At 65.1% G+C, this 22,873-nt stretch carries 23 protein-coding genes; 7 read left to right on the top strand and 16 right to left on the bottom strand.

Translation table 11 applies throughout. The features are described 5' to 3' along the window. Positions 1-15: 15 nt before the first annotated feature. The 12 genes from BS38_RS0118215 to BS38_RS0118160 form a co-directional block, all read right to left on the bottom strand. Complete coding sequence (locus tag BS38_RS0118215) at positions 16-762, bottom strand: triose-phosphate isomerase family protein (RefSeq protein WP_331280061.1); 747 nt, start codon at positions 760-762, stop codon at positions 16-18. A 28-nt stretch (positions 763-790) separates the two neighbouring features. Next, positions 791-2,140 carry an MFS transporter gene (locus BS38_RS0118210; RefSeq protein ID WP_028272100.1) on the bottom strand — a complete coding sequence of 450 codons (1,350 nt, stop codon included), beginning with the start codon at positions 2,138-2,140 and terminating at the stop codon, positions 791-793. A gap of 51 nt (positions 2,141-2,191) precedes the next feature. Further along, the gene (locus tag BS38_RS27210; RefSeq protein ID WP_156037175.1) at positions 2,192-2,356 is read right to left on the bottom strand and encodes a hypothetical protein; all 165 of its coding nucleotides are present in this window, start codon (positions 2,354-2,356) and stop codon (positions 2,192-2,194) included. A 12-nt stretch (positions 2,357-2,368) separates the two neighbouring features. After that, positions 2,369-3,136 carry an SDR family NAD(P)-dependent oxidoreductase gene (locus BS38_RS0118200; RefSeq protein ID WP_028272099.1) on the bottom strand — a complete coding sequence of 256 codons (768 nt, stop codon included), beginning with the start codon at positions 3,134-3,136 and terminating at the stop codon, positions 2,369-2,371. A gap of 34 nt (positions 3,137-3,170) precedes the next feature. Next, positions 3,171-4,163 carry a 3-hydroxyacyl-CoA dehydrogenase family protein gene (locus BS38_RS0118195; RefSeq protein WP_028272098.1) on the bottom strand — a complete coding sequence of 331 codons (993 nt, stop codon included), beginning with the start codon at positions 4,161-4,163 and terminating at the stop codon, positions 3,171-3,173. A gap of 2 nt (positions 4,164-4,165) precedes the next feature. Continuing rightward, a complete protein-coding gene (locus tag BS38_RS0118190; protein ID WP_051629010.1) occupies positions 4,166-4,687 on the bottom strand; it encodes a ribose-5-phosphate isomerase in 522 nt (173 codons plus the stop codon). Continuing rightward, positions 4,684-6,462, bottom strand: coding sequence for a dihydroxyacetone kinase subunit DhaL (gene dhaL, locus BS38_RS0118185; protein ID WP_028272096.1), 1,779 nt, complete (start codon positions 6,460-6,462; stop codon positions 4,684-4,686). Before dhaL ends, BS38_RS0118190 begins: the two co-directional genes overlap by 4 nt. 69 nt (positions 6,463-6,531) lie before the next feature. After that, positions 6,532-7,533: a sugar phosphate isomerase/epimerase family protein gene (locus tag BS38_RS0118180; RefSeq protein WP_028272095.1), complete on the bottom strand. Its 1,002-nt coding sequence runs from the start codon at positions 7,531-7,533 to the stop codon at positions 6,532-6,534. Between the two features lie 163 nt (positions 7,534-7,696). Beyond that, positions 7,697-8,404, bottom strand: a complete 708-nt coding sequence (locus BS38_RS0118175) for a GntR family transcriptional regulator (RefSeq protein ID WP_028272094.1) — start codon at positions 8,402-8,404, stop codon at positions 7,697-7,699. Between the two features lie 141 nt (positions 8,405-8,545). Continuing rightward, a complete protein-coding gene (locus BS38_RS0118170) occupies positions 8,546-9,625 on the bottom strand; it encodes an alkene reductase (protein WP_028272093.1) in 1,080 nt (359 codons plus the stop codon). Positions 9,626-9,707: 82 nt separating this feature from the next. Further along, positions 9,708-10,763: a 2,3-butanediol dehydrogenase gene (locus tag BS38_RS0118165; RefSeq protein ID WP_028272092.1), complete on the bottom strand. Its 1,056-nt coding sequence runs from the start codon at positions 10,761-10,763 to the stop codon at positions 9,708-9,710. A 143-nt stretch (positions 10,764-10,906) separates the two neighbouring features. Then, positions 10,907-12,697 carry an NAD(P)/FAD-dependent oxidoreductase gene (locus BS38_RS0118160; RefSeq protein WP_028272091.1) on the bottom strand — a complete coding sequence of 597 codons (1,791 nt, stop codon included), beginning with the start codon at positions 12,695-12,697 and terminating at the stop codon, positions 10,907-10,909. Between the two features lie 172 nt (positions 12,698-12,869). On the opposite strand from BS38_RS0118160, the gene BS38_RS0118155 reads away from it, so the two are divergent. After that, the gene (locus BS38_RS0118155; RefSeq protein WP_028272090.1) at positions 12,870-14,180 is read left to right on the top strand and encodes a helix-turn-helix domain-containing protein; all 1,311 of its coding nucleotides are present in this window, start codon (positions 12,870-12,872) and stop codon (positions 14,178-14,180) included. Positions 14,181-14,232: 52 nt separating this feature from the next. Here BS38_RS0118155 and BS38_RS27205 read toward each other — a convergent pair whose 3' ends face one another. Together BS38_RS27205 and BS38_RS27200 are read right to left on the bottom strand one after the other, a co-directional pair. After that, entirely contained in the window at positions 14,233-14,889 is a 657-nt protein-coding gene (locus BS38_RS27205) for a hypothetical protein (RefSeq protein ID WP_231511323.1), read from the bottom strand. 308 nt (positions 14,890-15,197) lie between these two features. Continuing rightward, a complete protein-coding gene (locus tag BS38_RS27200) occupies positions 15,198-15,860 on the bottom strand; it encodes a DUF6318 family protein (RefSeq protein ID WP_028272089.1) in 663 nt (220 codons plus the stop codon). 282 nt (positions 15,861-16,142) lie between these two features. Here BS38_RS27200 and bioB point away from each other — a divergent pair, with 282 nt between their 5' ends. The 4 genes from bioB to BS38_RS0118125 are packed head-to-tail and all read left to right on the top strand — an operon-like array spanning position 16,143 to position 18,365. Further along, a complete protein-coding gene (gene bioB, locus BS38_RS0118140; protein ID WP_028272088.1) occupies positions 16,143-17,177 on the top strand; it encodes a biotin synthase BioB in 1,035 nt (344 codons plus the stop codon). Continuing rightward, positions 17,174-17,443 (top strand): biotin synthase auxiliary protein BsaP, encoded by a 270-nt coding sequence (bsaP, locus tag BS38_RS0118135; protein WP_028272087.1) that lies wholly within the window; start codon positions 17,174-17,176, stop codon positions 17,441-17,443. Before bioB ends, bsaP begins: the two co-directional genes overlap by 4 nt. A gap of 41 nt (positions 17,444-17,484) precedes the next feature. After that, positions 17,485-17,919: a pyridoxamine 5'-phosphate oxidase family protein gene (locus BS38_RS0118130; protein ID WP_028272086.1), complete on the top strand. Its 435-nt coding sequence runs from the start codon at positions 17,485-17,487 to the stop codon at positions 17,917-17,919. Between the two features lie 26 nt (positions 17,920-17,945). Further along, entirely contained in the window at positions 17,946-18,365 is a 420-nt protein-coding gene (locus BS38_RS0118125) for a very short patch repair endonuclease (RefSeq protein WP_028272085.1), read from the top strand. A 30-nt stretch (positions 18,366-18,395) separates the two neighbouring features. Here the strand turns inward: BS38_RS0118125 and BS38_RS0118120 are convergent, their stop codons facing one another. Then, entirely contained in the window at positions 18,396-19,604 is a 1,209-nt protein-coding gene (locus BS38_RS0118120; protein ID WP_043439180.1) for a glycosyl hydrolase, read from the bottom strand. A gap of 242 nt (positions 19,605-19,846) precedes the next feature. Between BS38_RS0118120 and BS38_RS0118115 the strand changes: the two genes are divergently transcribed. Beyond that, the gene (locus tag BS38_RS0118115) at positions 19,847-20,248 is read left to right on the top strand and encodes an Hpt domain-containing protein (protein WP_028272083.1); all 402 of its coding nucleotides are present in this window, start codon (positions 19,847-19,849) and stop codon (positions 20,246-20,248) included. A 91-nt stretch (positions 20,249-20,339) separates the two neighbouring features. Here BS38_RS0118115 and BS38_RS0118110 read toward each other — a convergent pair whose 3' ends face one another. After that, complete coding sequence (locus tag BS38_RS0118110; RefSeq protein ID WP_028272082.1) at positions 20,340-21,095, bottom strand: response regulator transcription factor; 756 nt, start codon at positions 21,093-21,095, stop codon at positions 20,340-20,342. A gap of 101 nt (positions 21,096-21,196) precedes the next feature. Between BS38_RS0118110 and BS38_RS0118105 the strand changes: the two genes are divergently transcribed. Next, entirely contained in the window at positions 21,197-22,864 is a 1,668-nt protein-coding gene (locus BS38_RS0118105; protein WP_028272081.1) for a sensor histidine kinase, read from the top strand. Positions 22,865-22,873: the final 9 nt, after the last annotated feature.

Genomic DNA, 22,873 nt, shown 5'->3' with positions numbered 1-22,873 from the left:
GCGGTCCGCCACAAACTAGGAAACAGGGAGCAGGGCCTCATCCAGTACCCTGCCGAAGTTCGTGGCGTCGTGTGCGAACCGGCCCAGGAACAGTCCGGAAACGCCGCCCAGCCTAGGAAGCAGGCCGGGTTTCGCTGAACCGCCGTAAATGACCGGGAGTCCCTGAAGCCCGGGCCGGGCGAGTAGGCCACGGAGGTGACTCACGACGTCGGACACGTAGCCCGCGTCCGCGGGCTCGGCGGCACCGATGGCCCAGACCGGCTCGTAGGCAATGACGATGCGCGAGGCCAGCGCCCAGTCGCCCCCGACGGCAGCCTCGATCTGACGGAACACATAATCGGCCGCATCACCGGCAGCAGCGGCGGAGTCTTCGCCAACGCACAGCAGCGGCGTCAGCCCGGCGTCGTCCGCTGCCCGGACCTTGAGCGCCGCCACGGCGTCGTCTTCGCCGAAGTGCGCACGGCGCTCGGCATGGCCGATCTCCACCAGCCGGACGCCCAGCTCGGCGAGCATCGACGGGGCCACTTCACCGGTCCACGGGCCGTCCGCCCAGCTGCAGTTCTGCGCGCCGAGGAGCAACGGCGAGCCCTCCACCATGGCGGCGGCCGCAGGGAGCACCGGGAAGGACGGGATCACAAACGGGACAACCCGCCCGGCCGCGAGGGCCGGACGGGAGTCCACTTCGTACCGCAGGCGCTCGAGCCATTCCAGGCTGTCCCGGTAACCCAGGTACATCTTGGTGCTGACCCCGACATACGTCACGGAGCTGTTTTTACTTTCCAAGCTGTTGCTACTTCTCAAGCAGTTCGTCTGCCTTGTTCTGGAACCGCTTGGTCGCGAACATCATCGCGGCCGCCAGGAACGGCAGCACACCCAGGGCGTAAACACCCATCGTTCCGGTGTCGGACGCCGTCACCTGGTTCACCGTGGTGCGCAGGATCGGGGCCACGAAGCCGCCCAGGTTGCCCAGGGAGTTGATCAGGCCGATACCCGCAGCCGCCGCCGTGCCGGTGAGGAACGCCGTCGGGTAGGACCAGGCGATGGGCCCGATCGACAGGAAGCTGCACACCGCCAGCGTGATGAAGATGATGCCCAGTGCCGGGATATGGTTGGCGCCGGCCCAGGCCGAGCCGAAGATGCAGAGGCCGGTGGAGATGAACAGCCCCGTGCCCCACACCCGGCGGCGGACGATGGTGTTGGCGGCTTTGCCGATGAAGTAGCAGGCGAAGATGCCGAAGAACCACGGGATGGCCGCCAGCAGGCCGACGGCGAATCCCACCTTCTGGCCGGTCAGCTGGGCCACCTGCTGCGGCAGGTAGAACGTCACGCCGTAGACCGCCACCTGGAGGCAGAAGTAGATGACGGTGAAGTACCAGACCTTGCGGTTCTTCATGGCCGCGAGCACGCCGCGGGGACCGGTTTCTTCCTTGACGGTGTCCTCCAGGGCCATGACATCCAGCAGCGCCTTCTTTTCCCCGGGGTTCAGGAACTTTGCGTCCTGCGGGCTGTTGATCAGGAAGAAGTATGCGGCGATGCCGGCCACGACTGCAAGCATGCCTTCGACGAAGAACATGACCTGCCAGCCGGCCACGCCGGGGACCTGGTCGCCGATGTTGATCAGCCAGCCGGACAGCGGGGCGCCCATCATCTGGGAGAACGGCTGGGCGAGGTAGAAGATGGCGAACATCTTCACGCGCACCTTGTTCGGGAACCAGGCCGCCAGGAACATGATGACGCCCGGGAACAGGCCCGCCTCAGTCACGCCGAGCAGGAAGCGCAGGATGATGAAGGACGTCTCGCCCTGGACGAAGGCGAAGCACGCGGACACGATGCCCCAGGTGATGGCGATGCGGGCCAGCCACACTTTGGCGCCGAACTTGGTCAGGAGCAGGTTGCTGGGGATTTCGAACAGGGCGTAGCCGATGAAGAAAATGCCGGCGCCAAGGGCGTAGGCCCCGGCCGTGACTCCGCGGTCCACACCGAGCGCCGCTTCGGCGAAGCCCACGTTGGTGCGGTCCAGGAAGGCCACGATGTACAGGATGACGAGCATGGGCATGAGCCGGAACGAAGCTTTGGAAATCGCCGATTTGAGGACCGGCGAATCCAGGAGCTCCTTCGTGGACGTTGCTGTTAGGGACATCAAAACTCCTCTTTGAGTAAATCAGTTGCGAACGAAGGGGTACTTCGGGTCCTAGCGGGAGAACGCGATGATCATGATCCCGGCGAGGCAGGCGAGGATGCCCACGGCGAGGTAGATCTGGCGTCCGCGGCTCCAGGACCTGAGCCCCGTTGCGGGCCGTGGCGTTGCCGGCCGTGCTTTTGCGGACAGTCCTGCGGGGTTGCTGTGCTGTGCCATGGCTGGCCTTCCCTAGTGCATGTAGAGTCCGCCATCCACATTCAGCGTCTGGCCGGAGATGTAGCCGGCGTCCTCGCTGATGAGGAAGGCGATGGCTGCTGCGATGTCGCGGGTGGACCCGACCCGGTTGACGACGAGGTCCTTGGTGAGTTCGTCCTTGCGTTCCTGGCTGAGCGTGCCGCCCATGATGTCGGTGTCGATCGGGCCCGGGGAGATCGCGTTGACTGTGATGTCGTACTCCCCCAGTTCCCGGGCAGTGGAACGGGTCAGCCCGATCACGCCGGCCTTCGCCACCGAGTAGGGCGTCTTGGAGAAGGTGCCGCCGCCGCGCTGGGCCGACACGGAGGAGATGTTCACGATGCGCCCGATCCGGTTCTTCACCATGGACTCGGCTACGCGGCGGGTGGCGTAGTGGACGCCGTTGAGGTTGATATTCAGGACGCGGTCCCATTCGGCCGCGTCCAGTTCCAGATACGGAACGGGTGAACTGACCCCGGCCACATTGGCGAGGGCCACAATTTGCGGCAGTTCGGCTTCGATCTCGTCGATCGCGCTGCGGACCGATGCTTCATCGCCGACGTTGGCGCCGACGCCGTGGGCCTGCACGCCGTACTGGGCTGCGAGTTCCTTGGCGGTGGCTTTGCAGAGTGCGTCGTCAAGGTCGATGATGCCGATGTTCCAGCCTTGCGCGGCCAGGTAGTTGACAGTGGCCCGGCCGATACCGCGCTCGGAGACGGCTCCTGTGACGATTGCCGTGCGTTCTGCGGGGAAGATGCTCATGTGGGTGGCTCCTGGGTGAAGTAAAGGGGCGGAGTTAGTTGATGGGCGCGGGGCCGAGGTCTTCGAGCAGCTGCTGCATGGCCACGTAGGCCTTATTGCGGTAGGCGATCAGCTCAGGCGTGCGCTCTGCCGGAACGTTGAGGAAGCCCGCGCCGGTCTTGGTGCCCAGCTTTCCCGCTTCCACCAGGTCCGTGAGGATCTTCGGGGTGGCGAACCGCTCCGGGAAGTCGGTCTGGAGCGACTTGTAGCAGAAGTTGTAAACGTCCAGCCCGGCCATGTCGGCAATCGCGAAAGGACCGAAGAACGGCAGCCGAAAGCCGAACGTGGTGCGGACCAGGGTGTCCACGTCGTCCGCGGTGGCGATGCCCTGCTCCACCAACTGCGCGGCTTCGTGGAAGAGCGCGTACTGCAGGCGGTTGAGAACGAAGCCGGTGACGTCCTTGACGACGGCGGTCTGCTTGCCTGCTGCGTGCACCAGGTCGCGGACCGCGCCGACGGTGGTTGCCGACGTACCGGCGTGGGGGATGATCTCGACGCCGGGGATGAACGGTGAGGGGTTGGAGAAGTGCACCCCGAGGAACCGCTCCGGGTTGGTGACCGGCTCGGACAGTTCGGAGATGGAGATGGTGGAGGTGTTGGAGCCGATGATGGCGTCCGGCCTGGCCGCGGCGCTGATGCGGGCCAGCGTCTGGTGCTTGATGGCGATGACTTCGGGGACGGCTTCCTCAATGAAGTCCGCGTCGGCCACGGCTTCCTCGATGTCCTTGGCGGCCCATAGGTTCTGCTTCAGGATTTCGGTGGAACCGGCGGGGAACAGGCCGTCGGCCACGAACTGGTCAGATTCCGTCAGGAGACGGTCGTAGTTGCTCTGCGCTACTTCGGCGGACACATCGGCGAGTGCCACGCGGGCTCCGCCGAGCGCCAGGACCTGCGCGATCCCGCCGCCCATGTAGCCGGAGCCGACGACGGCGATCTTCCGGGCGCTGTTTACGGCTGCCGCGTTGGGGGTGCTTACTGTTTCGGTCATGATCAGACTGCCTTCGTGTAGTCGGGCTCGTAGGAGCAGATGGCGTCCACCTTGGCGGCGGAGGATGAGGTCTCGTCGAAACGGTAGTCGAGCCACTCGCCCACCAGCTTCATGGCCAGCTCCAGGCCGATGACGCGCTGGCCCATGGTGAGGACCTGGGCGTTGTTGCTCAGGACCGAGCGCTCCACGGAGTAGCCGTCGTGGGCCGTGACGGCGCGGATCCCGGGGACTTTGTTGGCCGCGATGGCCACCCCCAGCCCCGTGCCGCAGATCAGCAGCGCACGGTCCGCTTCGCCGTCGGCCACTTTGCGGGCGGCATCGACGGCGACGTGCGGGTACGCGGTGGAGTCGTTGGCGCCCACGCCGATGTCCAGCACGGACGCGACGCGGCTGTCGGCTTCGAGCAGGGACTTCAGCGCTTCCTTGTATTCGACGCCGGCTTCGTCGTTTCCGACGACGATCCGCCAGCCTGCGGTGCTCCCGGAAGTCGTGTTGCTGGGGCTGGTGCCCGGGGTGGTGCTCATGCTGGTGCTCCATTTCCGGCCGCGGACGCGGCAAGTTGTGAATCCGTCAGGGCGGAATTATTCAGTTCAGGATCGAGGTAGTTCGAGATCCGGGTGGCGATCAGCCCGAAGGAGACGGCGCCGGGATCGGGATGGCCCAGGCTCTTTTCGGCGAGGGGACGCGCGCGGCCCTTGAGCGGCCGGAGCGCCGCGGTGGCGTCGGCTGCGGTTACAGCAGCAGCCGCTGCCGAGGCGAGCGCCCCGCGTGCCGGGGCTCCGCCGTCGAACGCTGTGCGGAATGTGTCCCGGAAGGGAAGCAGCGCGTCCACCATGGTCTTGTCCCCCGGCTCGGCCTTGCCGAGTTCGGTGATGGCGTCCACGAAGGCGGTGACGGCGGCCGCCGCATCCTCTCCGCGGTACGAATCCTTGTTGCCGAGGGCGAGCCCGGCAGCGATGACCGCGGATCCCCACAGCGCACCTGAGGTTCCGCCGGCGCGTTCGCTCCAGGCCTCCCCTGCTGCGGTGAGAACGCGTTCCACCGAAGCCCCGGCTGCCGAGGTTTCCTGTGCTGCCGCGGCTGCCGCGTCCACGCCGCGGCGCATGCCGATGCCATGGTCGCCGTCGCCGGCAATGGCGTCCAGGTTGCCCAGTTCCTCTTCATGCTCGACGACGACGCCCTGCACCTGGGCGAGCACGGCGGCTGCCAGCCGGCCCAGCTCAGCTGCTGCCGCCGTCGTGTTTTCCACTTCGCCGGCCACGGCGTCTTCCGGTCCGGCCAGCTCGCGGCGTGCGCGCGGGGCGAGGTTGCCTTTGCGGAAGGCGGGCGTGTCGGCCGGGGCGGCCCAGAACTTCTCGAGTTCGTCGTCCAGCCAGAGCAAAGTCAGGGAAAGCCCGGACATGTCCAGGCTGGTGACCAGCTCGCCGCATTCCGGTTCCACCACGGTCAGGCCCGCAGCGGTGAGGAGCTTGTCGATCTTGCCGAACAGCAGGAACAGCTCATCGTATTTGACCGTGCCCAGGCCGTTGACGATGGCCACCACGCGGTTCCCGGCGTCGTCGGGCTTGTCCGCCAGGAGCCGGGAGACAAGCAGCTCGGCGAGTTCGGAGGCGGTGGGCATGGGGTGTTCGGAGATGCCCGGTTCGCCGTGGATGCCCAGGCCCAGCGACATCTGGCCGGCGGGCACGTGGAACAGCGGGGTGTCCGCTCCCGGGAGGGTGCAGCCGTCGAATGCCACGCCCAGGGAACGGGTGCGGTAATTGGTGCGGATGGCCAGGCGTTCGACGGCGTCGAGGTCCAGTCCCGCTTCGGCCGCGGCGCCGGCGATCTTGAAGACCGTCAGGTCGCCGGCGATGCCGCGGCGTTTCTCGATCTGGTCCAGCGGTGCGCTGGCGATGTCGTCCGTGACGAGGACGGTGCGGGTTTCGATGCCTTCGGCGTTGAGACGCAGCTGGGCCTGGCCGAAGTGGAGCACGTCGCCGGCGTAGTTGCCGTAGCTCAGCAGCACGCCGCCGCCGGCGTTGGACGCCTTGGCCACCCGGTAGACCTGGCCGGCCGCCGGGGACGCGAACATGTTGCCGCAGGCGGAGCCGGTGGCGAGGCCCGGCCCCACCAGTCCGGCGAAGGCCGGGTAGTGGCCGGAGCCGCCGCCCACCACCAGGGCCACCTGCCCGGCGGGCACCTCGGTGGAGCGGACCACGCCGCCGTCAACGCGGGCAACGTAGCCGCGGTTGGCTGCGACAAAGCCTTCCAGTGCCTCATCCGCGAAATCAGCGGGGTTGTCGAAGATCTGGGTCATGGTTTCCTCATCGAATCCGTGTTGGGAAAAGCGGTGTCGGGCTCACGCCCTGCTTAGACGAAGGCCTGCTTAGACGACGGCGAGTGCGGCGGCCGGCTGCTGCCGGCCCTGGGCCACCTGGCTCTGGCCCAGCGCGTAGCCGTCCGTCTTGGGGAGGACGTGGCGGCGGAGGTAGTCCTGGTTGCTGGCCGTCACGCTGAGGCCGTCGCCGCCGTAGTGCTCGGTGCAGAGGATGCCCTGGAACCCGACGGACAGCGCGAGCTTGAAGGCTTCGCGGTAGTTGATGAGGCCGCTTTCCATCGGCGCCGGCATGGCGACGTACATGTCGCGGGCCGCGTCCTCATCCCGGATGTAGTTCTTCATGTGCCAGTAGTTGGAGTACGGCAGGGTCTTGGCCACCATCTCGCGCCAGTCCTCGATGGGCCGGTGGAGCCGGATCAGGTTGCCGAGGTCCGGGTTGAGGCCGACGTTGGACAGTCCGATGTCCTGGACCAGCTGCACCGAGGAATCCGCGGTGCCCAGGTAGGTGTCTTCATACATTTCGAGCGAGAGCAGGACGCCGACTTCGGCTGCGTGCCGGCCAAGTTCGCGGAGGCGGCTGACGGCGTTGCCCCAGGCTTCCTTGTTTCCGGCCGGGTCCTTGTAGCCTTCGACGGTCCAGAACCAGAGCTGTTTCTGCTGCTCGGGCGTAATGGCCTGGTGGAGTCCGAACGAGACGACTTCGCAGCCCAGCTCGGCGGCGGCGTCGATGGTGCGGTGGCTGTAGGCAAGGTTGGCTTCCCAGTTGCCTTCTTCGATGACGCTGCGGCGGATGGCGGAGATGACCGGTACGCCGATGCCCACGGCGTCTGCCGTCTGCTTGAACTCGGCCAGGCGCTCCGTGCTGAGATCGCCGGGGCGCACCCAGCTGTCCGTGAGGTCCGCGTGGGCGAAGCCGGCTTCCTTGACCTCAGTGAGGACGTTGGCCCAGGCCGATGCGTCGGCGTCGTTGATGTGGGTTCCCTGGGCGTCGGTGCCCGGGAACTGAAGCAGGGCCGCAGTAATGGGCCAGTTCTCGGCGGTGTAGGACATGGTGTTCACTCCTTTGTGCGAATCCTGTTTCCTATAGGATTTACTATCGACACAAAGTTGTCAAGGTCACATTTCTGGTGGTTGTGGCCCAACTAGGTAGCAGCAGGTGTCGTTTTGACGCTCCAAAACGACACCTGCTGCTACTCAGTTGGGGGTGCGGGGATCAGGCCTCAGGGGCGTCAGCTATGGCGCGGCCGCGGACCTTGCTCACGTGCTCGGCCATGGCAGCCGCAGCCGACTCGGGGTCTCCCGAGGCCATCGCATCAAGGACGGCCTGATGTTCGGCGATGGCGTTCTCCGCATCCGTGATGCCCACGCCGCCGAAGAGCCGGAACCGCTGCACCTGGCCTCCCAGCGCCGCGTAGGCGGCCACCATGAACTGGTTTCCGGTCTGCTCGGCGATGAGGCGGTGGAACCGCTCGTCGGCCTCCAGGTAGTCACGGAATTCTGCGAAGGACGGCCCTCGCGGTGCGGTTTTCAGGTCAGTCACTGCCTGTTCCAGCTGGGCCAGGCTTTCCGGGGTCAGCCGCGCGCAGGCAAGCCGGGCATTCACCGGCTCGATGGCGAGCCGCGCTTCCATCAGCTCGGCGAAGTCCTCGCGGGTGAAGACGGGCGCCACCCGGTAGCCCTTGAGGGCAACGCGGCGGACCATTCCGGTGTGTTCCAGCCGGGCCAGGGCCTCGCGAACGGGGGTGGGCGAAACGTCAAGGTCACGCGCCGTGCCGTCAATGCTGACGGTGGCGCCCGGTTCAAGCCGGCCGTCCATCAGGGATTCCAGCAGTTCCTCATAGACGTGGTCGGCCAGCACCTGACGGCTCACGGGCTTGCCTTTTCGACTGCCGGGACTGGTGCTTTGGGACGGACGCTGCATGTTCAGATCCTATAGGCCAGCCTCCGACGCGGCCTGCACGGCCGGTCACAAAGCAGCGGACAACACAACAGGCGGGCGCAAAGGGGTTGCGCCCGCCTGTGGTACCAGTCTGTTATGCCAGGGCCCGGGGACCCGAAGTGGCTAGTTCGCGGACTCCTCGTAGAACGGGTAGTCCGTGTAGCCTTCGGCTCCGTCGGCGTAGAACGTGGCCTGGTTCGGTTCGTTGACCGGCAGGTCTTCTCGCCAGCGGCGCACAAGGTCGGGGTTGGCGATGGCAGGACGGCCCACCACCACGGCGTCGGCATGGCCGTCGGCAACCAGTGCGATGGCCTCTTCGCGGGTGGTGATCACGCCGAAGCCGGTGTTGACCAGGAAGGGTCCGTTGAACCGGGAACGCAGGTACTGGACCAGGTCGCCGGCGGGCTCCTTGTGCAGGATGCTCAGGTAGGCCAGGTTCAGCGGCGAGATGGCGTCCACCAACCGGGAGTACGTTGCGCGGACGTCCGCGGCATCCGTTTCGAGGGCACCCTGGACGTTGTGCTCGGGCGAGATCCGGATGCCGACGCGGTCGGCACCGATGGCCGCAACCACTGCCTGCACAACCTCGATGACGAAGCGCGCCCGGTTCTCGGGTGAGCCGCCATAGATGTCGTCGCGCTGGTTCGACGACGGCGCAAGGAATTCGTGCAGCAGGTAACCGTTGGCGGAGTGCAGCTCAACGCCGTCGAACCCTGCCTCGATCGCGTTCAGCGATCCCTGGACAATTTCCTGGAGGACGCCGGGCAGCTCAGCGGTGGTCAGGGCGTGCGGCACGGGGTGTGGCTGCTTGCCCTTGTACGTGCGGGACTCTGCCTCAACGGCGATGGCACTCGGCGCGACCACCTGGTGGCCGCCGTTGATGTCCTCGTGCGAAACCCGGCCACCGTGCATGATCTGCGCGAAGATCCGACCGCCTTCGGCATGCACGGCGTCCGTGACCGTTTTCCAGCCGGCAATCTGCTCGGGCGTGACGATGCCTGGCTGCCCCGGGTAGGAGCGTCCTGCAGGGCTCGGGTACGTGCCTTCGCTGACGATCAGGCCAAGCGAGGCGCGCTGGCGGTAGTGCTCGACAACGATGGGGGCGGGTACCCCCGCTTCGCCGGAGCGGAGACGGGTAAGCGGGGCCATCACCAGGCGGTTGGGCAGTTCGAGCTCGCCGAGAGTCAACGGGGAAAACAGCATGCGCAGTTCCTTTCAAAGCGGATTGGGTCCACTGAGCCCAACTGCGAGGCGCCTGCAACTATTCCGGATGAGACTCGGATCACTACGGATGCACGATGATTTTCACCGCCGTGTCGTTGTGGTGGATCAAGGTGTCGAAGCCCTTGTCCACGAGATCGTCCAGGGCAATCCGTCCCGTGATGAAGGGTTTGAGGTCGACTTTTCCATCCTGGACAAGTTTGATGGCGGCCGCGTGGTCGCCGCGGTAGGCAATCGTTCCGCGCAGGTCGATCTCCTTGAGGACGATCTTCTGCATGTCCACGGTGGCCGGGCGTCCCCAGATGGACACGTTGACCACCACACCTGCGGGCTTCACGACGTCGAGCATAGTGTCCAGCACCGCATTCACACCGGCGCATTCGAACGCTGCGTCCGCCCCTGCTCCCCCGGTCAGTTCCAGCACCCGTGCCTTGACGTCGACGGCGCTGGGGTCGAGTACATGATCCGCGACGCCGGATGACGTGGCTTTTTCTTTGCGCGCGGCGGACAGTTCGGTCACCACAGTGGTGACTCCCAGCCCTTTCAGGACCGCCGCCGTGAGCAGCCCGATGGGACCCGCACCGCCGACGACGGCGACGTCCCCGGCTTTGACGTCGCTTCGGCCCACTGCGTGATAGGCCACGGCGAGGGGTTCGATGAGCGCGGCTTCGTCGAGCGGAATATCGCCGACCGGGTGGACCCAGCGCGTATCAACCACGATCTTTTCGCTGAGTCCCCCGCCGCCGCCGGCAAGCCCGATGAAGCCCAGCTTGGTGCACAGGTTGTAGTTGCCCGCCCGGCACGGACCGCACTCGTCACAAACGAAGTAGGGCTCCACCACCACGCTGTCTCCGACGGACAGGCCGGTAACGCCGTCGCCCAGTTCCTCAACCGTTCCGGAGAACTCATGTCCCAGGGTGACCGGGGCTTCCTCGTGGGAGAGCCCGTGGGGGTGTCCGGGCGGCGGGGTGAAGATGGGGCCTTCCAGGAATTCGTGGAGGTCCGTACCGCAGATACCGCACCAGGCGACGGCGATCTTCACGGCACCGGGCCGCAGTTCCGGCTCCGGAACGTCTTCGATCCGGAGATCTTCGCGGGCGTGGAAACGTGCTGCTTTCATGGTGTTTTCCTTCGCTTACGGGGCCGTGGATGCACCCGGTCAGGCGCATCCACGGCATGTCGTTGGACTGTCACAGCAGGGGTCCGTCACCCCAGTGTGGTCCCGGGGAACTGTGGTTGTCACGGCCCCCCTGCTCAGTTTGGTCAGCGCGTGTGGTGTGTGGGCTGGAGCTCGTAAACCGGCGTGGGCAGTCCCTCCATCCGCGCCTTGAGCTGCAGGGCGAGGTAGTTGGAATAGTGGCGGCTCTGGTGCAGGTTGCCGCCGTGAATCCAGAGATTCTCAACGTTGGTGGGCTTCCACATGTTGCGCAGCTCCCCCTCCCACGGCCCTGGGTCCTTGGGCGTGTCCGAGCCGAAGCCCCAGCATTTGCCGACGGCGTCAGCCACCTCGGGTGAGACGAGGTCGGCCAGCCAGCCGTTCATGGATCCGTAGCCGGTGGCATAGATGATGACGTCGGCTTCGAGCTCCGCTCCGCTGTCCATGACCACGGCGTTCCCGGTGATTTTGGTGACTTGCCCGTTAGCGAGCTTGACCCGGCCGTCAATGATCAGTTGGGAGGCGCCGACGTCGATGTAGTAGCCCGAGCCGCGCCTCAGGTACTTGAGGAACAGGCCCGAACCGTCCACCCCGAAGTCCAGGTCGAAACCGGCAGCCTCAAGCTGCGAGTAGAAGTCGGCGTCGCGCCTGGCCATTTCCTCGTAAACGGGGATTTGGGCTTCGGGCAGGATCCGGTACGGCAAGGACGCGAAGAGGAGATCGGCCTTCTCCGTGGTGACACCGTTGGCTAACGCCTTCTCCGAATACAGGTCGCCAAGGGCCAGGTCCATGAGTGACTCGCTCCGGGCAATGTGTGTTGACGACCGCTGGACCATGGTGACCTCCGCGCCGTGTTCCCACAGGTCGGCGCAGATGTCGTGCGCCGAGTTGTTGGACCCGATCACCACGGCCTTCTTGCCGGTCCAGTCTCCGCCGCCCGGGTGCTTGGACGAGTGGTACTGCTGTCCCAGGAAGGACTCGGCACCGTCGAACGTTGGAACGTTCGGATATCCGGAGACGCCCAGGGCGAAGACCAGCTGCTTGGGACGCAAGGTGACCGGTTCGCCGTCGCGCATTACCTGCACGATCCACTCCTGGGACGCTTCATCGAAGCGGGCGTTGGTGCACTCGGTCTTGGACCAGTAGTTGAGTTCCATGATCCGGGTGTAGTTCTCGAGCCAGTCGCCGATCTTGTCCTTGGCCGCGAAAACGGGCCAGTCATCAGGGAACTTCATGTAGGGAAGGTGGTCGTACCAGACGGGATCGTGCAGGTGGAGGGACTTGTACCGGTTCCGCCAGGAGTCGCCGGGTTTTTCGTTCTTCTCGATGATGATGGTGGGCACACCCAGCCGTCGCAGCCGTGCGCCGAGTCCAATGCCGCCTTGGCCTCCGCCGATGATCACGGTGTATGGCTGGTCTTCGTATCCCAGGCGGGCTTCCTCCTCCTCCTTGAGTTCCAGCCACGATTTACGGCCCTTGCTGATCTGGTGCGCCACACCCTTCTCGCGGTTGGGGCCCTTTTTCTCCTCGAAGCCCTTCAGCTCTTTCATGGTGGTGAGAAGCGTCCAGCACTTGCCGTCGCGGAGACGCAAGTGGGCGTAGCCCCGCGCCTGGGAGGTTTCGAAGTCCACCCAGGCCTCGGTGTTCGCTGCGTCCCCGGTGGCATCCTCGGCGAGCGCCCAGTTAGTGGGCTGAACGTCCGCGAGCGTGGCATCCAGCATGCGTTTGATCTCGGCCCTGCCCTCGAGCGTCTTGAGGTTCCAGGTGAAGGATACAAAGTCGCGCCAATAGGGTTCGTCTTCAAACAGCTGTACTGCGGCGTCGGTGTCCTTGCTGCGCAGCGCCTCATCGAACTGCGCCAGCCAGGCCTCCACGATGCCGTTTGGTGTCTCAGGCATGATTCCTCTTTCCGTTGCTTGCGGTGGGCCGCGACCGGTTTTGTCGCCCCGCCCGGCCGTGACCCGCATCACAAGTAAAAGCCCCCTAGGGTTACAATCGAGTGACACGGCCTCCTCCCCGATTTCTTCGGGCGGTCCGAGCACGATTCGAAGACGAGTTGGGAGATTGCGGATGCGGACGGGCACCGGCGCGATCACCCATCTTCGCGACCTGCGGTTTACTGCTCCGGCGGAGTATGCGCGCACGCTGCGCAAAGCCCACGAAGCCACCATTTCGGGCAACCCCGATCCCTCAATTTCTCCGGGACTGATCAAGTCCTGGCAGCGTTCGCTGGCGCTGGGCATCGACCCTGATCAACACAGGCCGGTTCACCGGCACGACGTATCCGAGGCACGCTCGCTCAGCGCCGGGCACCGGTTGGCCACCGTGATGCCGGCGTTGTCCCAGCTGCTGGCAGACGAGTCGTCGGCGGGGCGCCACCTGCTGATCGTCACGGACCGGCAGGGTGAGGTGCTGTGGCGGGTGGGCAGCCGGCAAGCGCTGAGGCTGGCCGACTCGCTCGAGTTTGTGGAGGGCGCCGACTGGTCCGAATCCGGCGTCGGGACCAACGCCATCAGCGAGGCCCTCGTGACCGGCGCGCCGGCGCAGTTATTCTCCGCCGAACACCTGGTGCGCACGCATCACGACTGGGCGTGCACGGCTGCACCCATCCGCGACCCGTTCACGGGCGAAGTGGTGGGAGTACTCGATGTTTCCGGCCCCTTCGAATCGGTGACACCGGACAGCCTCCGCATGGTGCGCTGCGGGGTGCGGCTGGCGGAGGAGTTGTTGAAGTCTGCCGGCGCTCCGGCGGCCCGGGAGCAGATCGGCGGCACGCATACGGGCGGGGTACGTTCGACGCTGATGCTGAGGTTGCTGGGTGACGCTCCCAGCGCCGAGCTCGACGGCGGCACCCGCCTTCCGCTGACGCTGCGCCGTGCAGAGATCCTGGCCCTGCTCGCATCCAGGTCCCAGGGGTGGAGTGCCGATGAGCTGGCGTACCGATTGCACGGCGAGGACGGCGCGGCCACGGCTATCCGGACCGAGATGCATCGAATCCGCGGGATCCTCGGCAACGTGGTGGAACCAAACCCGTACCGCTTCTCGTCGGCAGTTCATGTGGTCACGGACGCATCGGTCGTTGCCGGCCACCTGAGGGAAGGCCGGGTGGCCCAGGCACTGGGCGCCTACCCTGCGAAGCTGCTCAACCGTTCGGTGAACCTGTCCATCGAGCTGATGCGGGACGAGCTGAATGAGGCCGTGGGCGCGTCGGTCCGCTCCAGCGGCGACGCGCAACTCATCATGCAGTGGTGTGCCAGCGACATGGGTGCGTCAGATACCGAAGGCGCGGCGGCCATTGCCAGCTTGATCGGGCCCGGCGATCCTCGCTTTCAGCTGGTCCGGGCCCGGATGGAGCGGGTCGACCGGGAACTGCAGTCCTAGACGGGGGGCGGACTGGGCTGGCTAGGGGTTGGTCTAGCCAGGAGGTGGCCGGCTAGGGGGTAGGCGGCGCGGCTCCCGGGCAGCCTTGGCCTTGCGGGTTTTTGATGCAGTCGTCGGCGTAGTTGCGGGTGATGGAACGCCACACACTGATGGTCTGAGGCGGCGAACTGAACTGGCCTTGACCAGGGATTGGCAGTGGCGGGCCGTTGTTGACGGAGTAAGTTCCCTGGAAGTGCGTCGTGAGCACCACTTGGAAGTCGCCGGTCTGCGTGTAGACGTGGCTGGTGCGGGTCCTTTCACCCCAGCGGTCCTGTGGCAGCGGGCCGCCTGCGGATTGCTGGGGGCCAAGTGTTGTTCCGTCGCCGTAGCTCCAGGTGTATTGGGCCGGGGTCGCCACGACGTGCACCTTCTGGGCCAGGATGGTGATGTCGAAAGTCTGCTCTGCCGAGTCCGTGAAGAAATTCGTCTCGGCTCCGCGAAGGGTATGCGGGCTCGGTTGCGCCGTGACGGTTCCTGCGGCCACGGGAAGCTTCTGGAACTCGTTCTGAATCAATGCCGCAATGCGCGGAAGCAGGTCCTCGGGTCGCGGATCGAAAAGGCAGGTGGGGCCTGAATGGAACGTCCAGGCGGGGTTCTCCACGCCCTTCGGGGCTTTGAGCCAGACGACGGGGATGCCGTCCTTGCCATCGGGGCCGTTCTTGCATTCCAACTGCCGGGCTAAACAGGGTGTATCGAAATCGGCGCCGCCTAAGTGGCACTGGAGTTCGTATTTGTACTGGTTGGGGTCAGTTGCGATTCCGGTCGTAGATGGAACGTAGGTTCCAGTTTCTGGGTCGACCACCCAGATTGTCTTAGATCCTCCGACATCAACGCCGCCAGGGGCGAAGCCCGCTAGTGGCCCCTCATCAGATCCCTCGGACGCCGCTAGCGGCGTGTATGTGGCGACATGGGCCATTGCCGCTAGCAGCACGGAAACAATAAGTCTCTTCGTCCACGCTCCCCCTGTCATGGATTCGGCTAACCGTTGAGACGTTGCACGTCGGCAAGCTGCCAGCCATTAGGGGACCTATTGGCCATAAAAATCTGAGCGACATCCGAAGCAGGAATCACACTGTCCGACTGAGAGCCATCTGATTTGTAAGCCCGAATTTCCGTTTGCTGGACTTGAACTATCACCTGATAGTTTCCATCCGAAGCCACTTTGAAGGTCGTTTCAATCGCCGGGGTTGTGATCTTGCCGCCCTCAAGCCATCGGCCACCTGAGTTCCAGTTAGCTATGACCTTTCTTGCCTCTTCGCAGTTGGCGCAGCCGGTCATAGTAATTTCATCCATTACAGACGTGTCGCCGGTCTCGTAGGCATAGCTAAGCGTCGAGTACCAATAGTGAGCGAAAGCTTCCAGCCCTTCCTTCGTCTCCGCCTTGGCGGCTTCGGGCAGCACCGGAACGGGAACGTTCTGGGCTTTTCCCTTGGCGTCGGCGGGCTTGTAGGCCGCGGTGGGAGTCGGCGTCGGGCTTGGCGTGGACGAGGCAGAAGCGGAAGCCGAGGCGGACGCCGACGTACCCTCATTCCCGGGCGTAGTGCCGCCCCCGTTGCACGCCGACAAAACCAGGACAGAAGCGACAAAAACTGCAGCGGCGGAATAGCGCAACCGTGCGGAAGGCAAAGTACGAGATGTCATGGGCAGCTATTCCCCCGATAGTTTCAAGACGTCCGAACGCCCGCAATAAATCCGGACGATGGTTAAAGGGTAACTGAGGTCACACTTTGGCGCTCAAAGTTATCCACAGCCTCCGGTGTATCACCCGCTGCTTCCGTTAGGAAGTCACACCGCCCAGACTCCACCCCGAAAACAGCTGCCCAAGTTCAGCGCCTGCTCTTTGTTTACTTCCCACAAAAAAGCCAACAAAAAGCCAAACTAGCGTCAGAGGCGACCAGCCGTCCCCGCGAAAAGGACCCCTCAATGACGATTCAGGCAGCCGTTCCAACCATCGACGAAACAAGCGCGAAAATCCTTGAAACCGCCCGCCGTCAGGTCCTCGAAGACGGCATCGGCCTGACCCAGCCGCAGCTCGAAGAGATCCTCCGCCTCCCGGACGCCGCCCTTCCCGCCGCGCTGCAGCTGGCCCACGAAGTGCGCCTCAAGCACTGCGGGGAGGACGTCGAAGTGGAAGGCATCATCTCGATCAAGACCGGCGGTTGCCCCGAGGACTGCCACTTCTGCAGCCAGTCCGGCCTCTTTGACAGCCCGGTAAGAGGCGTCTGGCTCGACATTCCCGAACTCGTCAAAGCCGCCAAGGAAACCGCCGCGACGGGGGCCACCGAGTTCTGCATCGTCGCCGCCGTCCGCGGCCCCGACATCAAACTCATGAACCAGATCAAGTTCGCGATCGACCGCATCAACGAAGCCGTGGACATCAACATCGCCTGCTCCCTGGGCATGCTCACCCAGCGCCAAGTGGAACAGCTCGCCGAATGGGGCGTGCACCGCTACAACCACAACCTCGAAACCGCCCGCAGCTACTTCCCCGAAGTCGTCACCACCCACAGCTACGAAGAACGCCTCGAGACCTGCAACATGGTCAAGGCCGCCGGCATGGAACTGTGCTGCGGCGCCCTGATCGGCATGGGCGAAACCCTCGAACAGCGGGCCGAACTCGCAGCCCAGCTCGCAGCCCTCGAACCCCACGAAGTCCCGCTGAACTTCCTCAACCCCCGCCCCGGCACCCCGCTGGAAAACCAGGGCATCATGGACGGCAAGGACGCCCTCCGCGCGATTGCCGCGTTCCGCCTCGCCATGCCCCGCACCGTGCTGCGCTACGCCGGCGGCCGGGAACTGACCCTCGGCGACCTCGGCACCCGCGAAGGCCTCCTCGGCGGCATCAACGCCGTCATCGTCGGCAACTACCTCACCACCCTCGGCCGCCCCGCCACCGCCGACCTCAACCTCCTCGTGGAGCTGAACATGCCCATCAAGGAACTCCAAAAGACACTATGACCGCCGTGCAGACGAACTCAACCACCGGGGTTTCCACCAGCCCAACCAGCGATCCGGCACAGTATTGCGGACACTGCGGCGAGCCGTCCGACGGCGGCGCCGGCCCGACGTCGGACGTTCACCTCCGCTGCGGTGAGCGGCTCACGCTGGAACCGCCGCGCTACTGCGCCGCCTGCCGGCGCCGCATGAAGGTGCAGGTGACACCGCTCGGCTGGACCGCAGAATGCTCCCGGCACGGCGTCACCGTAATGAGAATGCGTCCTTAAGACACTGGCCATCGCCTGCCGCCGGCTGAACAATAGGGCTCATGATGTTCACACACGAAGACGGCAATCCCATTCTGAACCTTGACGATGACCAGTCGTGGAAGCTCCTGGAGGGCACCAAGCACGGCCGGCTGGTTGTGACCGTGGGCGGCGAACCGGATATCTTCCCGGTCAACTACGCCGTGGGCGGCCGCAAGCTGTATCTCCGGACAGCTCCGGGGAACAAGCTTGCAGAGCTGACCATCAACGCCAAAGTCCTCTTTGAGACGGACGGCATCATGTCAGACGAGGCCTGGTCCGTGGTGCTTCGCGGAACAGCGCGGGTCCTGGACCAGTCGGCCGACATCGCGGTGGCGGAATCGCTCGGCTTGAAGCCTTGGGTGCCCACGCTGAAGGACTTCTACGTTGAGATCGAGCCGGTTGCGGTCAGCGGACGGCACTTCCAGTTCGGGGAACATCCGGAGCGCGAAATCTAGGGACGGCAGCCGCCTAAACTTAATTCATGGCTGACCAGCTGACTCCCGAACGGCGCAGCTGGAACATGTCCAGGATCCGGGGCAAGAACACCAAACCGGAGCTGCTCGTGCGGAGCCTCCTGCACGCCAAGGGCTACCGCTACCGGTTGCACGGCAGCGCCCGCGGCGGCAAACTCCCGGGCAATCCGGACCTGGTGTTCGCGGGGCGGCATAAGGTCATCTTCGTCAACGGCTGTTTCTGGCATTTCCACGACTGCAAGGCCGGGCAACACGCTCCCAAGGCGAACGCGGAGTTCTGGGAGGCGAAACGGACCCGCACCAGGAACCGCGACGCCGAACAGCGCCGGCTCCTGGAAGCCTCCGGCTGGAAAGTACTCACCGTCTGGGAATGCGAACTCAAGAACGCCTCTGCCCTGGAAGAACAGCTGGAGCAGTTCCTCGCCTGACGCGGGCCCTACCCCGCCCCAGAAACCGCCCTACGACGCGCGGCGGGCTGCCAACGCAGCGTTGAACGCTGCCGCCGACGCGTCGCTGCTGTTGATGCGCCAGTCCGTTTCTTTCTGCATATGGAACCAGACGAATCCCTCCACGTCCGCCTGGGCTGCCAGATAGCTCACCAGGTCGGTATTCCACTGCGCTTTGGAGCCGCCGGCTTCGGCCGACGCAACCTCTGCGATCAGGATCGGGAGTCCGGGCGCAAGTGTCCGCAATTTCGCAATGCCTGGCGCGAAGAGATCCTGCGGCGACATCCAACTGCTCCACGACGCCGACGTCCCCCAGTTATAGCCGTCGAGGGCAACAACGTTCACGTAGCCGGCGCCCGGGAACAGTCCGGCAAGATCGGTCGAGCCAAAGTACGGAACGTTCGGGCTCCATACCCAGTCCACGTTGCTGGCGCCGGTTGCTGCAACGACGTCGTGCACGTGCCGCCACGCCTGTACATAGTCGCCGGGCTGGTTGCCGTTCACACCCTCCGCCCACGGGTACCAGTTGCCGTTCATCTCGTGGGCGAACCGTAGCTGGACCGGCTGACCCCACGATGCCAGCGCCTGCCCCCACTGCGTTATGTAGGCGTCAAAGTCGCCCGCGGCGATCCTGTCCAGGGCGTACGCTGGCTGCGCCAGGCCGCCGCCCCAGGCCCACGGTTCCCACGTGATCAAGGGGACGGCTCCGCGGGACCGCACTGCATTCAACTCCGCGATGGGCGGTGCCTGCAGGAAGTCTTTGTAGAACAACACGGTGGACGGGCTCTCCCCCGATATCCGCGCCACTTCGTCCAGCTCGGCTCCAGCCAGCGGGCCGCCCGGCGTGGCCGCCCCAAAGCGGAGCGCCGCCGTGCTCACCGGAGGAATGGCCGGGGCCGAAGAAGTCACGGTGAACACTGCCGAGGACTTGATGGAGGAGGTTTTCGCTGTAATGGTCAACGCCCCCGTGGCCGCCTCGGGGATGGTGATTGAGGTGCTGAAGGTGCCCGCTGCCGCCGTCTTGAAGGAAAACGTGGTGGAGCCTATTATCACGGTTCCCGTGGTGGAAGCCTTGAATCCTGTTCCGCTCACTGTCACCGCCGATCCGACGGGCCCGGTATTGGGGTTCAGGTACACCTGGGCGGCAGCCGGTGCTGCCTGGACGGGCTGAATGGCCGCCAAGCTGAGGCCCAGTGCCACCGCCAGGCCCGAAACAAGCATTTTCACTATCCTGAACACAGCGTCCCCGCAATCGGCTGGTGGCCTGAGAAGCCACAGGTCAGTTCAGTGCCGGCAGACACTTGTCCCGATCCTAAAGCTCAACCGGCCTTCCCCGATCAAGATTGGCGCAAATTTTTCCGGAAAGCGCATTCCAGCTCCGTGGGAGCCCTACTGTAAAAGAGGCAAGGATGTGTCCCGCACCCGTTATCCCGGTTGTGCAGGCCCAAGGGAAGGGGTGTCCAATGGATGGACAGGATGGCGCCGGCCAGCCGTACGTCGACCCCTCCGTGCTGCAAACACTCCGCTGTGAACTCGAGCCCGACGCCGAGTACTGCACCGTGTTCGTGAACAGCTACATCCAGCAGTTGCCCCGGCGGCTCGACCGGCTCCGCCACGCCGTGGAAGCCATGGACCTCGACGCAGCCATGGACGCCGTCCTGAGCGTGAAAACGTCCAGCATGATGGTGGGCGCGGCGTACCTGGGCCGGCTCGCGGATGAGCTCGAAACCATCCTCAAGCACTTGGAATCCCATCCGGAAGCCGTGCCGGAGCATCCGCCCCGGCTTCAGCTCGCGCTCCTGGAAAGCATGGACGCGTGCACCGACCAGACTGTGGCCGGCCTCTCGGCCGCCGCAGCGGCCTAGCCCAGCACCTGCCGCAGCGGCCTAACCCAGCACCCGCCGCAGCGGCCTGGCCCAGCCCGCAGTCCCGGCCACCCGGGTCCAGCTCCGCGTATCAGCGCTCGGCAGGAGCCAGGCGGTAACCCACACCGCGCACAGTCTGCAGCCAGCGCGGGTTCTGCGGACTGTCGCCCAGCTTCTTGCGGAGGTTACCCATGTGCACTTCCACGGACCGCTCGTCCGCCTCGGAGATGTAGCCTCCGACGTCGTACGGTTCGTCGCGCAGCCGCTTCACCAGTTCGGATTTGGTCCGCACCATCCGGCCCGCCTCAAGAAGCGCGTGCAGCAGGTCGAACTCGGTGCGGGTCAGATGCAATTCGCGTCCGTCCACACTCACGGTCCGCGCGTCGTAGCTGAACTCAAGCCCGTTGTGCGTCAGCGTCCGGCCGTTGCCGGCAGCCACGGCAGGTGCCTTGCCACCGGAGGCGGAGTCCGACGTCGAACGCGGACGGCGCATCATGGCGGCGACTCGTGCGCGCAGTTCGCGGGGACGGAAGGGCTTCGTCAGGTAGTCGTCCGCGCCCGATTCCAGGCCGATGAGGGTGTCCAGTTCCTCCGCCCGCGCGGTCAGCATCACAATATAGGCGTCGGAGAATTCCCTGATCTGGCGGGCGACTTCAAAGCCGTCAATGTCAGGGAGGCCCAGGTCCAGGGTGATGACTGCGGGATTGAGCTCCTTGGCGGCAACCACGCCGGCCGCCCCGCTACTGGCCACTTGGACATCGAACCCGGCCTGGACAAGCACAACCCGCACCAGTTCACGGATGTCGTGATCATCCTCGATAACCAGACCCACACGTGATTCACTCATCGCAGCCCCCTCAGTCCGCTCGATACCGTCAGAAGTATAGCGCCCGCCGGATATCGTGGGGGTATGCGTCCAGTAAACCGCACGTCGAAATTTAGCTTGCCATGAGCGGCAACGTCACCTGGGACATCAAGTCTGGCCGGATCCTGTTCTTCCGCCGGCCGTTTCACGAGTACTCCCTGCGGGGACGTGTCACCCTGAGCCAGATGCCGCTGTCCATCACGGCGGCGCTCACGGCCGTCCTGATGTTGTTGTTTTTTCCGGTCACACTGGGTAATCCCCTGTTCCTCGCGTTCCTGGCCACGCAGGTCCTGATCCTTGCGCTGTGCTACTTCACTCCCTGGGACCGGTTGCCGTTTACCAGCTTCCTGGTGATTCCCATCCTTGACTTCATCTCGATCGCGCTGGGCCGGGAGGGTGGGCAAGAGAGCCTGACGGGCATCAGCCTGTTGGCGGTCTTTCCCGTCATCTGGCTATGCGCCTCAGGGCTGTACCCCCGGGCTTCGCTGCTGGTCTCGCTCCTCGGCCCCCTGGGCATTATCTGGGTGCCGTTGTTCCTTCGCGGCGACGTCACCGGGCAGGACCTGGCGCGGACCCTGCTGCTGCCGGTGATGATGCTGGGGATCGGTGTCTCGGTGAGCGTCTTGACGCTGAGCATGGTCCGGCAGCAGCGGGACCTGGAAGAGAAGGACGCTCAGCTGCGGGTCACACTCAAGGAGAGCAAACGGCAGGAAGAACTGCTGAATTCCGTGCTGGAGACGGTTCACCTGGGCGTGCTGGCTGTGGACGCCGACGGGCACGACATCCTGATGAACCGCAAACAGCGGGAGAACCACCGGCTCGCCGCGCCGGCGGGAAACGGCGACCCCAACGAGTCCCAGCTCCTGGTGTTCCGAGCGGACCGGACCACCACCGTCCCGGTCGACGAGCGGCCGGTCCGCCGCGCCGTGATGGGCGAAAGTTTCACGGACAATCTGGTGTGGCTTGGCAGCGGCAGTGACCAGCGGGCCATCACCACCAGCGCCCGCGCCATGCGGGACCAGGACGGCACCTTCGCCGGCTCGGTGATCGTGTTCAGCGACGTCACCGACCTGGTCAACGCCCTTGCCGCCAAGGACGACTTCGTGGCCAACGTTTCCCACGAATTCCGCACTCCGCTGACCTCGATCCTGGGCTACGTGGAGCTCCTGCTGGACGACCACGACGGTGTACCCGATTCGCACCGTGAGGCGCTCATGATCATCCGCCGCAACTCCCAGCGGCTGTTGGGGCTTGTATCGGACTTGCTGTCCAGCCGGAACGGGCAACTCATCGTCAGCCCGCAGGCCGTGAATGTGGCCGAGCTCGTGCGCGGCAGCGTCAGTGCCGCCCTCCCCCGCGCCGCTGCCGCCAAGGTACGGCTCGTCGCCGACGCCCCCGACCGGCTGGATGCCCACGTCGATTCGGGGCGCATGTCACAGGTCCTGGACAACCTCGTGTCCAATGCCATCAAGTACTCGCCAAACGGTGGCGACGTTGTGGTGTCGCTGGACTCGGACGGACCGGACCTGGTGTGCCGGGTCAGCGATACAGGCATGGGAATGAGCGCGAAGGACCAGGCCGAGGTGTTTACGAAGTTCTTCCGGACCGGCAACGTGCGGAACACGTCCATCCCCGGAGTGGGGCTGGGCCTGTCCATCAGCAAGGCCATTGTTGAAGCACATGGCGGCAGCATCCAGTTGCGGAGCACGCTGGGAGAAGGAACCACGTTCACGGTCAGGGTGCCGGTCTAGCGGCCTGCC

This window comes from Arthrobacter sp. UNC362MFTsu5.1 (assembly GCF_000685965.1).
Taxonomy (GTDB): Bacteria; Actinomycetota; Actinomycetes; order Actinomycetales; family Micrococcaceae; genus Arthrobacter.
This window is presented reverse-complemented; position numbering and strand designations above follow the sequence as displayed.

What these genes read in the sequence shown, in the direction of transcription:
- BS38_RS0118210 (WP_028272100.1), bottom strand. Translation starts at nt 2,140, where the DNA reads ATGTCCCTAACAGCAACGTCCACGAAGGAGCTCCTGGATTCGCCGGTC.
- BS38_RS27210 (WP_156037175.1), bottom strand. Translation starts at nt 2,356, where the DNA reads ATGGCACAGCACAGCAACCCCGCAGGACTGTCCGCAAAAGCACGGCCG.
- BS38_RS0118200 (WP_028272099.1), bottom strand. Translation starts at nt 3,136, where the DNA reads ATGAGCATCTTCCCCGCAGAACGCACGGCAATCGTCACAGGAGCCGTC.
- BS38_RS0118195 (WP_028272098.1), bottom strand. Translation starts at nt 4,163, where the DNA reads ATGACCGAAACAGTAAGCACCCCCAACGCGGCAGCCGTAAACAGCGCC.
- BS38_RS0118190 (WP_051629010.1), bottom strand. Translation starts at nt 4,687, where the DNA reads ATGAGCACCACCCCGGGCACCAGCCCCAGCAACACGACTTCCGGGAGC.
- dhaL (WP_028272096.1), bottom strand. Translation starts at nt 6,462, where the DNA reads ATGACCCAGATCTTCGACAACCCCGCTGATTTCGCGGATGAGGCACTG.
- BS38_RS0118180 (WP_028272095.1), bottom strand. Translation starts at nt 7,533, where the DNA reads ATGTCCTACACCGCCGAGAACTGGCCCATTACTGCGGCCCTGCTTCAG.
- BS38_RS0118175 (WP_028272094.1), bottom strand. Translation starts at nt 8,404, where the DNA reads ATGCAGCGTCCGTCCCAAAGCACCAGTCCCGGCAGTCGAAAAGGCAAG.
- BS38_RS0118170 (WP_028272093.1), bottom strand. Translation starts at nt 9,625, where the DNA reads ATGCTGTTTTCCCCGTTGACTCTCGGCGAGCTCGAACTGCCCAACCGC.
- BS38_RS0118165 (WP_028272092.1), bottom strand. Translation starts at nt 10,763, where the DNA reads ATGAAAGCAGCACGTTTCCACGCCCGCGAAGATCTCCGGATCGAAGAC.
- BS38_RS0118160 (WP_028272091.1), bottom strand. Translation starts at nt 12,697, where the DNA reads ATGCCTGAGACACCAAACGGCATCGTGGAGGCCTGGCTGGCGCAGTTC.
- BS38_RS0118155 (WP_028272090.1), top strand. Translation starts at nt 12,870, where the DNA reads ATGCGGACGGGCACCGGCGCGATCACCCATCTTCGCGACCTGCGGTTT.
- BS38_RS27200 (WP_028272089.1), bottom strand. Translation starts at nt 15,860, where the DNA reads ATGACATCTCGTACTTTGCCTTCCGCACGGTTGCGCTATTCCGCCGCT.
- bioB (WP_028272088.1), top strand. Translation starts at nt 16,143, where the DNA reads ATGACGATTCAGGCAGCCGTTCCAACCATCGACGAAACAAGCGCGAAA.
- bsaP (WP_028272087.1), top strand. Translation starts at nt 17,174, where the DNA reads ATGACCGCCGTGCAGACGAACTCAACCACCGGGGTTTCCACCAGCCCA.
- BS38_RS0118130 (WP_028272086.1), top strand. Translation starts at nt 17,485, where the DNA reads ATGATGTTCACACACGAAGACGGCAATCCCATTCTGAACCTTGACGAT.
- BS38_RS0118125 (WP_028272085.1), top strand. Translation starts at nt 17,946, where the DNA reads ATGGCTGACCAGCTGACTCCCGAACGGCGCAGCTGGAACATGTCCAGG.
- BS38_RS0118120 (WP_043439180.1), bottom strand. Translation starts at nt 19,604, where the DNA reads ATGCTTGTTTCGGGCCTGGCGGTGGCACTGGGCCTCAGCTTGGCGGCC.
- BS38_RS0118115 (WP_028272083.1), top strand. Translation starts at nt 19,847, where the DNA reads ATGGATGGACAGGATGGCGCCGGCCAGCCGTACGTCGACCCCTCCGTG.
- BS38_RS0118110 (WP_028272082.1), bottom strand. Translation starts at nt 21,095, where the DNA reads ATGAGTGAATCACGTGTGGGTCTGGTTATCGAGGATGATCACGACATC.
- BS38_RS0118105 (WP_028272081.1), top strand. Translation starts at nt 21,197, where the DNA reads ATGAGCGGCAACGTCACCTGGGACATCAAGTCTGGCCGGATCCTGTTC.